This window comes from Hymenobacter gummosus, from assembly GCF_003970915.1.
In the GTDB taxonomy this organism is placed as follows: Bacteria; Bacteroidota; Bacteroidia; order Cytophagales; family Hymenobacteraceae; genus Solirubrum; species Solirubrum gummosum.
This window is the reverse complement of sequence record NZ_RXOF01000004.1, coordinates 154,518-166,056: the sequence shown is the minus strand read 5'-3', so window position 1 is coordinate 166,056 and position 11,539 is coordinate 154,518. Positions and strand designations below refer to the sequence as shown.

Sequence of the window (11,539 nt, the reverse complement as noted above, 5' to 3'; positions counted from 1 at the left end):
CCGACAGCCCAAACGTGCGGGCTGTCGGAATCTTGTGCGGGCGCGGGCGGCGGCGGGCTAGACTGGCTTGAGCAGGGCTTCGAGCAAGCTCAGGCTGTCGGCCATGTCGCGGGTGTTTTCGAAGTCCACGGGCTTCACGATGTAGCCCTGCACGTCGAGGTTTTCGGCCTGCAGCCGGTCGATGTCCATTTCCGAGGTAGTGGTGATGAACACGGGCAGGTGGCGCAGATCGGCCTGGGCCCGCAGCTCCGTGAGGAACTCGAAGCCGTTCATCTTGGGCATGTTCAAATCCAGCAGAATCACCTCGGGCAGGGGGCGAATGGGCTCCACCCCGTTCAGCCCGCGCAGCATGTCCAGCGCCTCCAGGCCGTTGAAAGCCGTGTAAAGCTTGTGCGGCACGTTGAATTTCTCGAACGACTTCTGCACCACCATCGTGTCGAAAAAGTCGTCTTCTACCAGTAAAACCGAACGCATGTATCAGGAAATTTAGCTTCGTACAAAGGTAAGCGGTGAGATGGTGAAGTAGTGAAAAAGTGAGGTGGTGAAATGGTGCGTGTCGGTCCGCTTGCGCGAAAGGCGCCGCCTTGGCCTCCCGACCATCAAACTCACCATTTCACTCTTTCCCCGTCTCACCGCCTTTGGGCCAGGTGAAGACGAACGTGGCGCCCTGCCCCACGGCCGATTCCACGTGGATGCTGCCGCGCTGCTCGTCGATAATTTTCTTCACGATGCTGAGCCCGATGCCGGTGCTTTCGGCCGTGTGCCGGTCGCGCAGGGTCTGAAACATCAAAAAGATTTTCTCGTGGTACTCCGGCGCAATGCCCGGCCCGTCGTCCTGCACCCGAAACTCGTACTCCTTTTTCAATTCCCGGCAGCTCACCGTAATGACGCCCAGCCCCGTGTGGTGGTACTTCACGGCGTTGCTCAGCAAGTTGGTAAACACCTGCTGCAGGCTCAGCCGGTCGGTGACGAGCGTGGGCAGCGTGTCGGGCAAGCGCAGCTCGAAGGTAGGCGGCACCACCAGGTCGGCCACGTCGTGCACCAGGCGCTCCACGTTTACTTCCTCCAGCTTCTGCTGGGTGCGGCCCACGCGGGCGTAGGCCAGCAGGCCGTTGATGAGGTCTTCGAGGCGGGTCAGGCGGCCCTTCATCATGCCGAAGTACTCCTGCATTTTGGGCGAGAGTTCGTGGCCCTGCTCGTCCTCAATCCACTTCACCACGGTGCTGACCCCGCGCAGCGGCGCTTTCAAATCGTGCGAGGCCACGTAGGCAAACTGGTCCAGTTCGCGGTTGCGCTTTTCCAGGGCGCCGAAAGTGTCGTCCAGGGTCTGCGTCATGCGGTTGAGGGAGGTAGCCAGGTTGCCCAGCGAGTCGCTTTCCTTGTCGCGGATTTTCACCTTGTAGTCGCCCTGCACCACCTGCTCGGCCAGGTGCTCGATGATGCTGATGCGCCGGGCCATGCTGGCATTGGCGGCGGCCAGCTCGCCGCGCAGCTCCTCGTTGGCCCCGATTTCCAGCCCCACGCGCCAGAACAGCCACAGCGTAACCACGATGGCCACCGCCGACGAGAGCAGGATGACGGCCGGCGTGAGGCTTTCGTAGGTGCTCTGCTCGTCGCTGCGCCGGGCCAGCAGGTTCAGCTCGGCCCCGCGCATGCGCCCCAGCAGCTCCTCGATGGCCTTCATGGTCTGCCGGTCGGTGTCGAGGGTGGTTTGCACGGCCGACTGCGTACCGGCCACGCCGGGGCGCGTGAGGTCGTTAAACAGGCGCAGCTCGGCTTGCAGAATGGTTTCCAGCGTGTCCAGGCGCATGAGCTGGTTGGGGTTGTCCTGCACCAGCTGCTGCACCTCGTCGTAGCGGCCCTTTACGTGGCCCAGCGTCTCGCCGTAGCGCACCAGGTAGGCCGAGTCCAGCGTGAGCAGGTAGCCGCGCACCCCGGAGCGGGCGTCTTTAAGGCGCAGCTCCAGGTTCTTGAGCTGCTGCACCACCTGGTAGCTGTGCTCCACCTCGGCCGTGCGCTGCCCCAGCTGGCGGATACTCACAAACGAGGCCACCGCCGTGAGCAGCAGCACGCTGGCGGCCACGGCAAAGCCGATGTACAGTTTGGTCTTGGTTTGAAGGGCCATTGCGGCGAGACTACCCCTCCGGCCCGGTGCCGGCGGCGCGGCAAGATACGTGCGGAAGGGGCGCAGGGGTTAGGGTAGGGCAGGAGGGGGTGCGGGCAGGAGGGTAGGAGTTTAGGAAGGCGGGAAGGCAGACCGTCATGTCGAGCTTGTCGAGACATCTCGCGTGCTGACGCCGGATAGTAACTTACCCACATGAGCTATTTCGTGTACATCCTAAGCAATCCTGCCCGCACGGTGCTGTATGTCGGCGTAACAAACAACCTGGAACGACGCCTATGTGAGCATAGCCTTGGCCTGGGCGACGCGGGTAAGTTCACCGGCCGCTACCAGTGCAACCTGCTGGTGTACTTTGAAATCAGCCCCGACGCGGTGCAGGCCATTGCTCGTGAAAAGCAGCTCAAGAACTGGAGCCGGGCGAAAAAAGGAGTGGCTGATCAGTACGCTAAATCTCGGCTGGAAAACGATTGACCCGCAAACCTGGACCGGGTAAGTTACTATCCAAGTGTCAGCACGCGAGATGTCTCGATCCTCGCTTGATGCGCGACATGCTCGACATGACGGTCTGCCTTCCCGCTCTTCCTACACTCTTGCCCCCATACCCTCCTACCGGCATCCCCTATCTTTGCCCTCGCCATGCCCGACCCTATCAGCAGCCCCCAGAACCCGCGCATCAAAGCTTTGCTGCGCCTGCAGCAGAAATCCTCCGAGCGCCGCCAGCAGGGCCTGACCATCATCGAGGGCCTGCGCGAGCTGACGGTGGCCCGCGCCGCCGGCATTGCGGTGCCGGCCGTGTACGTGTGCCAGGAGCTGCTACCCGCCGACGGCCCTGCGGAGCTGCGCCGCGCCCTGGCGGCCGACACGGAGTGGTTCGACGTGTCGCGGCCGGTGTTCGAGAAGGTGGCCTACCGCGAAGGCTCCGACGGCGTGCTGGCCCTGGCCCGCCCCCCGCAGCGCCGCCTGCAGGATCTGCAGCTGCCCGCCAATCCGCTGCTGCTGGTGCTGGAAGCCGTGGAGAAGCCCGGCAACCTGGGCGCCGTGCTCCGCACCGCCGACGCGGCCCAGGCCGACGCCGTCATCGTTTGCGACCCGCGCACCGATATCTACAACCCCAACGCCATCCGCTCCAGCATCGGCTGCGTGTTCACCGTACCGGTGCTGGCCACTTCCCGCGAGGAATTGCTCAGCTGGTGCCGCCAGCACGGCATCCGCACCTACGCCGCCGCCCTCACTCCCCGGGCCCGGCCCTATACCGACTACGACTTCCGCGGCCCCACCGCCCTGGTCATGGGCACCGAAGCCGACGGGCTCACCCCGGAGCTGATGCAGGCCTGCGACGAAACCATCATCATCCCCATGCGCGGCACCATCGACTCGCTGAACGTGAGCACCGCCACCGCCGTGCTGACCTTCGAAGCCGTGCGCCAGCGCGGGGCCTAGCCGCCGCGGCAAACGAAAAACGGCCGGCAGCTTCCCTTGCGAAGCTGCCGGCCGTTTTCTTAAGCGGTGGCGAACCGGGCTACTGGCCCGCCGCCCCAAAGTGCTGCCGGTACCAAGCCGCGGCGGCGGCCACGTCGGCGGGGGTGAGGTTGTGGCCGGCGGGGGCGTCCAGGCGCGTCAGCGCAAAGCCGGCGCCGCTCAGCAGGGCCTCGTACCGGTCGGTGGCGGCCGGGTTCACGGTGGGGTCGTGCTGGCCGGGGTTGAAGAAAACGGGGGCCGGGCGCGAAGTCGTCACGCTGGGCACCTCGCGGGTGAGGGGCTGCATGGGGCGCCAGAGCACGGCGCCGGCCAGCAGCTCGGGGTAGAGCAGCAGCAGGCCGCCGGCAATGTTAGCCCCGTTGGAGTAGCCCGCGGCCACCACCTGATTTAAGTCAAAGCCCTTTTCCTGGCTGATTTGCCGCAGAAAGGCGGCCAGCTCGTGGGTGCGGAAGCGCACGTCGTCCTCGTCGAAGACGCCCATGCCCAGGCGGCGGAAAAAACGGGGCATGCCGCCTTCCAGCACGTTGCCGCGCAGGCTGAGCACGTTCAGGCCCGGCCCGAAGTGCTGGGCCAGCGGCAGCAGGTCCCGCTCGTCGCCGCCGGTGCCGTGCAGCAGCAGCAGGGTGCGGCCGGTGGGCGCCTCGGCGGCCGCGCGGTAGATGTAGTGCAGGGCTTGGTAGTCCATAGTAAAGCGGGCGAAATGAGCCGTTAAGCGGGGCGCGGCAGCAGGTGCCGCGCCCCGCGGAGGATTAAAGCGTAATCGGGGGCAGGTGGTTTTCCAGCTGGCTGCGCAGCCGCTCGTGCTGCTTGGGCAGCTTCAGGCCGGTGCCCAGCTCGGCCAGCGGCTCATCCACCGTGAAGCCCGGGTTGTCGGTGGCTACTTCGAACAGCACCCCGCCCGGCTCGCGGAAGTAAATGGCGTGGAAATAGTCCCGGTCGATTTGCGGGGTCACGTTGAAGCCCTTGGCGGCAATTTTCTGCCGGAAGTGCAGGTGCGCCGCGTCGTCGGGCACGCGGAAGGCCACGTGGTGCACCGAGCCGGCCGCCACCAGCCCGCGCGCCTCGCCGGGCGCCTCCACCAGGTCGATGAAGTTGGCCGTGGGCACCGCGTCGGTGGCGAAGCGGTAGCGGTTCACGTGCTGATCGACGAGCTTGTAGCCAAAAATGTCGGTCAGCACGTCGGCCGTGCCCTTGATGTCGGCCAGGGTGAGCGTGACGTGGTGGAAGCCGCGGGTAGCTACGTCGGCGCCCACTTCGGCGGTGGTCCAGGGCGTGCGCGCATCGGGCGCAGCGGCCACGGTCAGCTCCAGCTTCAGCCCGTCGGGGTCGAGCAGGGTAAGGTACTGCTCGCCGAATTTCTCGCTGGGCTTGTTGTAGGTCACCCCGTGCTGTTGCAGGCGCTGCAGCCAGAAGTCCAGGCTGCCCGCGGGCACGGAGTAGCCGATTTCGGTGGCCTGCCCGGTGCCGCGGCGGCCGGGTTGCATGCCTTCCCAGGGAAAGAAGGTGAGAATGGTGCCGGCCGAGCCGGTTTCATCACCAAAATAGAAGTGGTAGGTGCCCGGGTCGTCGAAGTTGACGGTCTTCTTCACCAGGCGCAAGCCCAGCACTTTGGTGTAGAAGTCGAAGTTGCGTTGGGCATTGCCGGCAATGGCCGTTATGTGGTGCAGGCCCAGGATACGGTCGTTCATGGTCGTTGGAATAAGAGGATGGGGGAGGAGTGAGGCGCACCGTGAATCGACGTAGGCAGCTCTTGGTGCGCGTATTGTGGTGGTCCGGGGGAGTAAGTGGAGCTGCCGGGCGACGGGACTAAACCTGCCCCACCTACTAGCTGCTTAGCGGGTGGCCACGCCGCTGGCTTTGGCAATGACGTTGAAGCTGAGCGTAAACGTGTCGTCGATGGCCTTGTCGGCGGCGGCGCCAAACAGGGTCGAGCCGTACTTCACGTCGTACTTGGTGCGGTCTACCGTGGCCACGCCCGAGGCCGAGGCCACGCCGTTTTTCACGCCCACCTTGGCCGGGAAGCTGATGGGGCTGGTTTTGCCCTTGATGGTCAGGTTGCCCGCAATCTGGGCGTTGTTGCCCTGGGCGTCCTTCAGCGGCTTGATGCTGGTAATGACGAAGGTAGCCGTCGGGTACTTGTCGACGCCGAAGAAGTCGTCGGTTTTCATGTGGCCCAGGAGCTTGGCGTTGTAGTCGGCATCCTTGAGGTCCTCGTTCTTGATGGAGGTCATGTCCACCACGAAGGTGCCGCCGCTGATCTGGTTGCCGCGCACCAGCACCGAGCCGCTTTGCAGCGCGATGCTGCCATTGTGCTGCCCGCCGACTTTCTTGCCCACCCAGCCCAGGGTGCTCAGCTGGGGCTGCACTTTGTAGGTTTCCACGGCGCCCTTCGCCGCGGTGCGCTTGGCCAGGGCATCGGCAGCCGGGGCGGCCGTGGCGGGAACCGACAGGACAGTGGCGGCCAGCAGCAGGGGAAACAGGAGCTTTTTCATGATTTTGGGGCGGCCGGGTAAGCCGCGTTTGGTTTGGAGTCCGACGCAAAGGTAAGCGTCTTTTTGGTATTTGATGTACATACATTTAATGTACATACATAGTTCAAGAAGAGTGAAAATTGTTCTTAGCAGTAGTCAAATAAGACGAACTCGGGCGCAAACCGCGGCGGAATGCTAAGTTGGCGGCCATGTTATCCATTCTGTGCTTCCGGCTATTGCGCGGCGGACGAGGGCGGCGTCTGCTGCTGCTGGGTCTGGTCACCATCGAAGTGCTGGGCGCCTGCGGCACGGTGCAGGTGCTGCGCCGGGCCCACCCGACGCGGCCCGTGGCAGTGCGCTACCGCATCAAGCGCAGCCACTTGCTGTGGGTGCTCACCCTCGGCCGCGACACGCTGGGCGCCGAATTGCGCTACCGCGGGCAGGTGCTCACGCCGCCCGCCGAGTGCGGTCCGGCCGGCGAAGCCACTCGCCCCGAAGTGCTAAATGCCTGGCGCCTGGCCGGCCCCGATACGCGCTGGCTGCTAAAGGTGCGCTGCGGCCGGGAGCGTACGGCCTACGTGCTGCGCCTGGCCGCCGGCAGCCCCGAGTTTCTGCGGGTGGGCTCCATCACCAACCTGCCCTACCACCTGCGGCCCCAGCTGCGCCCCCTGGGCGAGGGCGCGGCCTCCTTCTTGCCCGAAACCGATACCACCGGCTGGCTGGTCGACTGGGCGGCGGGCCGCAGCGAAGCCGTGGCCCTGCCCGCGCTGCGCCCGGTACTCTGGTACCCCTGGGCCGACAACGTGGCCTACACCACCTCCCCCAACCGGCGCGTGCTGGCCCGCGTGCACCGCCCCGCCGCCACCGACGGCCGCAACAATGCCTGGCCGCTGGCGCCCGGCCGCCAGCTCATCATCGACCAGTACGACCTGGACCGGCGCAGCGCCCGGCGTCTGACCGTGGAAGGCAGCTATCCGCCCCGCACCCCGCTGCTCAGCCTTACGTACTGGACCGAAACCAACGGCCGCTGGGAGCTGCTGCCCCGGCCCTGACGTACTTTCGCCCCTTATGATCGAGCACCGCACTTTTCGCATCCACGGCCGCGTGCAGGGCGTGTTTTTCCGCCAATCCACCCAACAGGAGGCCCGGCGCCTGGGCCTGCACGGCTACGCCCAGAACAACCCGGACGACACCGTCACCATCGAGGCCGAGGGCACGGCGGAGGCCCTGGCGGCGCTGGAAAGCTGGTGCCAGCACGGCCCGCCCCAGGCCCGGGTGGATAGGGTAGAGGCCGCGGCCGGCCCGGTGCAGGGCTTCGCGGGCTTCGAAATCCGCCGCTAACCAGGTCGCTCTGCTATTTGCCCGCTTTGCTATGCTGCTGCGCGCTCCTGCCGCCGTGTTTTCCCTGTTGCTGCTGGCCTGCACCGCACCCACGCAGCCGGCCGAGGCTCCCGCTGCGGCTGCGCCCTCGCCCGAGTTTCAACGCTACTGGTACGCCGGACAGGCCGAGCTGAGCCGCTACCGCCTCAGCCAGAGCCGCTACGATGCCCTGCACCCAGGAGAGGCGGTGCTGGTGTTCGTGACGGAAGACTTTCTGCCCCGGCAGCAGGTGAAGTACGAGGGCGGCCCGACCCGCGAAAAGCCCGTGTCGGTGCTGAAAATGAACCAGCTGCGCCGCTTTGCCACCGGCATCTACGACTACTCGCTCAATACCTCGGTCTTTACGCCGGTGGCCGGGCCGGGCACGCTCAAGGTGGTGACGACCGTGCAGGAATGGTGCGGGCAGACCTTCACCCAGCTCAACCGCCGCGGCGCGGGCTACCAGCTCGAAACGCGCTCCTACTTTCAGCCGGAAGCCGACCAGGACGCGAAGCTGCCCGCCGCCTGGCTGGAAGACGAGCTGTGGCCGCGCCTGCGCCTGGGCCCCGACCAATTGCCCCAGGGCGAAATCCGGCTGATTCCGGGCACGGTGGCCAGCCGTCTGCGCCACCGCCCGCTGCGCCCCGAAGCCGCCACGGCTACCCTAGCGGCTTATTCCGGCCAGGACTTTCAGCCCAGCCAGCCCGGCGGCGCACTGCGGGCCTACACTGTGCGCTACGCCGACGGAGGCCGCACGCTCCGCATCGTGTTCGAGGCCGCGTTTCCCTACCTCATTGCCGGCTGGGAAGACAGCTACGACGGCCGAATGCAGCTCGGCGGCCAGACCCTCGGCAGCAAAGAAGTGCTGACCACCCGCGCCGTGCGCACCCACACCCTGCGCTCCGACTACTGGCAACGCCACCAGCCCGCCGACAGCACCCTGCGCCGCCAGCTAGGCGTGACGGGCTTCGGTCAGTAACAGCAGCCGTGTTGCTTTATTCGCGCCCGACGCCTGCCAGTTCACTTACTGCTTCTGCACGCGGCGGGTGAAGCTACCCTGCGGCGTCTCGACGCGCAGCAGGTAGAGGCCCGCGGGCAGGCCGCTCAGCAGCAGCTGGGCGGGCCGGCCACCGGCCAGTTCCACGGGCGCCGCTACCGCCCGACCCAGGTTGTCGAGCAGGGTGGCGCGGGCCGCGCCGCCCGCGGGGGGCTGGATGGTGAGCTGCTCGCCGGCCGGCACCGGGTATACCTGCCAGGCCGCCGCCTGCTGGGCCGGCAGGGTGGCCAAGGGTACAGCCTGTAGGGCGTAGGCTTCTACCTGAAAATGAGTTGAATACAGGTCAAGCATCGTGATGCGCACCCAGCCGTAGCGCCACGCATTGCCCGCCCGCACGCGTAGGGCAAGATATTTCGTGTTTGGGGGGGAGGAGGTGGCAAAAGGAGTAGCATGAGGCCCGAATCCTCCCGTATATGCAGTTAAGATGCTGCCAGACCGGCTCCGATTACTCCACAATCTATCTACCCCAGATCCAGGCTGAGGAGTAGCCTCTACCAGTGGCTGACCTGCTTCGAAAGCGAATGGATAGCCGACACTAATTATTTCTACGTCCATGTGGCTTAGATAAACACTGGTATAGACAGTGGCATACCGCGGTCCTTGTGAGTACCAAGCCTCAAATACCAGGTCCGTCCGGCCATCCTGGTCCACATCCAGTGAGTCTCGGTCACGAGAAGCGTTTGGTGAGTTGGATGGTCGATGGATGTCCAGGGCCGGTGAAAGAACCACGTGCTGCAGCCCGGCCGTCTGGCCCGCCAGGACCGGCGTAGAGGTCTGAGCGGTGGCCGAAACCGCCAGCAGGCTCAGGGGCAGCAACAAGCTTGCAGAAGGGTAGAAACGACGCATACAAACTGGCTTGAACGTGAATAATAGAACGGCGCGCGGGCCCTCAACCGCTGGCTAAAAGCCGCGCGTAAGCAAATACACTGTTTTTCAGCAGCAAAAGCAACTACTGGGAGCAATGGTAACGCACCCGCTCCCGCCAGCCGTACATGCTAGAACCGGCCGGAAATGAAAACGGCGCGACCGAAGCCGCGCCGTTTCCTGCGAATAACGAACAACCAACGAAGAATTAGTCGGCCTTTTTGGCGAAGCGCAGACGCTCGTTTTCGTCGAGCAAAATCTTGCGCATGCGGATGCTCTTGGGCGTCACTTCCAGGTATTCATCCTTCTGGATGTATTCCATGGCGTCTTCCAGCGAGAACTGGCGCTTGGGCTGAATCTTCACGTTTTCATCCGAGCCCGAGGCGCGCATGTTGGTGAGCTTCTTGCCCTTCTGCAGGTTGATGGTCAAATCGTTCGGGCGGGTATGCTCGCCGATAACCTGGCCGCCGTACACTTCTTCGCCCGGGTCGATGAAGAACTCCCCGCGGTCCTGCATCTTGTCCAGGGTGTAGGCCGTGGCCGCGCCGGCTTCCATCGAGATGAGCGAACCGCTGATGCGGCCCGGAATGGTGCCCTTGTACGGCTCGTAGCTCTGGAAGCGGTGGTTCATGATGGCTTCCCCGGCGGTGGCCGTCAGCACGTTGTTGCGCAGGCCAATCAGGCCGCGCGACGGGATGTTGAACTCCAGGTGCTGCAGGTCGCCCTTGGGCTCCATGATGGTCAGCTCGCCCTTGCGCATGGTTACCAGCTCGATAACCTTACCGGCGGTTTCCTCCGGCACGTCCACCACCAGGTGCTCAATGGGCTCCAGACGGTCGCCGTTCTCGTCCTCCTTGTAGAGCACTTGCGGCTGGCCTACCTGCAGCTCGTAGCCCTCGCGGCGCATCGTTTCGATGAGTACCGACAAGTGCAGAATGCCGCGGCCGTACACCAGGAAGGAGTCTTCGCGGTCGGTTTCCTGCACGCGCAGAGCCAGGTTTTTCTCGGTTTCCTTGTTCAGACGGTCGCGCAGGTGGCGCGAGGTCACGAACTTGCCTTCCTTGCCGAAGAAGGGCGAGTTGTTGATGGTGAACAGCATGTTCATCGTCGGCTCGTCGATGCTGATGCGGCTCAGGGCCTCGGGGTTCTCGGCGTCGGCAATGGTGTCGCCGATGTCGAAGCCTTCGATACCGGTCACGGCGCAGATTTCCCCGGCTGATACTTCCGAAACCTTGGCTTTGCCCAGGCCTTCGAATACCTGCAGGTCTTTAATCTTCACCTTCTTGATGGTGCCGTCGGCCTTCATCAGGCTCATGTTGGCGCCCTCTTTCAGGGTGCCGCGGTGTACGCGCCCGATGGCAATGCGGCCCACGAAAGCCGAGTAGTCGAGCGAAGTCACCTGCATCTGCGGGGTGCCGTCGATGAACGGGGCCGGCGGGATGGAGGCAATAACAGCGTCGAGCAGCGGGGTGATGTCCTCGGTTTTCTGCTTCCAGTCGGTGCTCATCCAGCCCTGCTTCGAGGAGCCGTACAGCGTCACGAAGTCCAGCTGGTCTTCGGTAGCGCCGAGGTTGAACATCAGGTCGAACACCTGCTCGTGCACCTCTTCGGGGCGGCAGTTTTCCTTGTCGACTTTGTTCACCACCACGATGGGCTTCAGGCCCAGGTCGATGGCTTTCGACAGCACGAAGCGGGTCTGGGGCATGGCGCCTTCGAAGGCGTCGACGAGCAGCAGCACGCCGTCGGCCATCTTCAGTACGCGCTCCACCTCGCCGCCGAAGTCGGCGTGACCAGGGGTGTCGATGATGTTGATTTTTACGTCTTTGTAGCGTACCGATACGTTCTTGGAGACGATGGTAATGCCACGTTCCCGCTCCAGGTCGTTGTTGTCCAGGATCAGGTCGTCGAACTGCTGGTGTTCCCCGAACAGCTTCGAAGCGTGGATGATCTTGTCCACGAGCGTCGTTTTGCCGTGGTCAACGTGTGCGATAATGGCGATGTTGCGAATGTTCTGCATGAGAGCGGTTTTGCGGGCGCAAAGGTACGGAATGTTTCGCGCAAATGCTTGTTACCCTTAATGTTTCGGGGCAAACCATACTGGTGCTTAGCCTCGTAGGTAAGCCGAACAAATCAAAAAGGCCCTGCGTTCTGCTTGTATCACTGGCTTTTGCCCCGGCCTTTAGTCCC

Annotated in this window: 12 protein-coding genes; 5 read left to right on the top strand and 7 right to left on the bottom strand. The window is 64.3% G+C overall.

All coding sequences use genetic code 11. The features are described 5' to 3' along the window. Positions 1-57 precede the first annotated feature (57 nt). Both EJV47_RS08805 and EJV47_RS08800 read right to left on the bottom strand, forming a co-directional pair. Positions 58-474 (bottom strand): response regulator, encoded by a 417-nt coding sequence (locus EJV47_RS08805; RefSeq protein ID WP_126692788.1) that lies wholly within the window; start codon positions 472-474, stop codon positions 58-60. Between the two features lie 139 nt (positions 475-613). Continuing rightward, positions 614-2,125, bottom strand: coding sequence for a sensor histidine kinase (locus EJV47_RS08800; protein WP_126692787.1), 1,512 nt, complete (start codon positions 2,123-2,125; stop codon positions 614-616). A 192-nt stretch (positions 2,126-2,317) separates the two neighbouring features. On the opposite strand from EJV47_RS08800, the gene EJV47_RS08795 reads away from it, so the two are divergent. Next, positions 2,318-2,593 carry a GIY-YIG nuclease family protein gene (locus EJV47_RS08795; RefSeq protein ID WP_126692786.1) on the top strand — a complete coding sequence of 92 codons (276 nt, stop codon included), beginning with the start codon at positions 2,318-2,320 and terminating at the stop codon, positions 2,591-2,593. A 165-nt stretch (positions 2,594-2,758) separates the two neighbouring features. Then, complete coding sequence (locus tag EJV47_RS08790; RefSeq protein WP_126692785.1) at positions 2,759-3,562, top strand: TrmH family RNA methyltransferase; 804 nt, start codon at positions 2,759-2,761, stop codon at positions 3,560-3,562. A 79-nt stretch (positions 3,563-3,641) separates the two neighbouring features. Here the strand turns inward: EJV47_RS08790 and EJV47_RS08785 are convergent, their stop codons facing one another. The 3 genes from EJV47_RS08785 to EJV47_RS08775 form a co-directional block, all read right to left on the bottom strand. Next, entirely contained in the window at positions 3,642-4,286 is a 645-nt protein-coding gene (locus EJV47_RS08785) for an alpha/beta hydrolase (RefSeq protein ID WP_126692784.1), read from the bottom strand. Between the two features lie 64 nt (positions 4,287-4,350). After that, complete coding sequence (locus EJV47_RS08780) at positions 4,351-5,289, bottom strand: ring-cleaving dioxygenase (protein ID WP_126692783.1); 939 nt, start codon at positions 5,287-5,289, stop codon at positions 4,351-4,353. A gap of 144 nt (positions 5,290-5,433) precedes the next feature. Next, complete coding sequence (locus EJV47_RS08775) at positions 5,434-6,093, bottom strand: YceI family protein (protein ID WP_126692782.1); 660 nt, start codon at positions 6,091-6,093, stop codon at positions 5,434-5,436. A gap of 188 nt (positions 6,094-6,281) precedes the next feature. On the opposite strand from EJV47_RS08775, the gene EJV47_RS08770 reads away from it, so the two are divergent. The 3 genes from EJV47_RS08770 to EJV47_RS08760 are packed head-to-tail and all read left to right on the top strand — an operon-like array spanning position 6,282 to position 8,410. Then, the gene (locus tag EJV47_RS08770) at positions 6,282-7,124 is read left to right on the top strand and encodes a hypothetical protein (protein ID WP_126692781.1); all 843 of its coding nucleotides are present in this window, start codon (positions 6,282-6,284) and stop codon (positions 7,122-7,124) included. Between the two features lie 16 nt (positions 7,125-7,140). After that, the gene (locus tag EJV47_RS08765; protein WP_126692780.1) at positions 7,141-7,413 is read left to right on the top strand and encodes an acylphosphatase; all 273 of its coding nucleotides are present in this window, start codon (positions 7,141-7,143) and stop codon (positions 7,411-7,413) included. Between the two features lie 31 nt (positions 7,414-7,444). Further along, positions 7,445-8,410, top strand: coding sequence for a hypothetical protein (locus tag EJV47_RS08760; protein WP_126692779.1), 966 nt, complete (start codon positions 7,445-7,447; stop codon positions 8,408-8,410). 45 nt (positions 8,411-8,455) lie between these two features. Here the strand turns inward: EJV47_RS08760 and EJV47_RS27970 are convergent, their stop codons facing one another. Beyond that, entirely contained in the window at positions 8,456-8,779 is a 324-nt protein-coding gene (locus EJV47_RS27970) for a T9SS type A sorting domain-containing protein (protein ID WP_165903671.1), read from the bottom strand. Between the two features lie 781 nt (positions 8,780-9,560). Continuing rightward, positions 9,561-11,369, bottom strand: coding sequence for a translational GTPase TypA (gene typA, locus EJV47_RS08750; protein ID WP_126692777.1), 1,809 nt, complete (start codon positions 11,367-11,369; stop codon positions 9,561-9,563). Positions 11,370-11,539 lie beyond the last annotated feature (170 nt).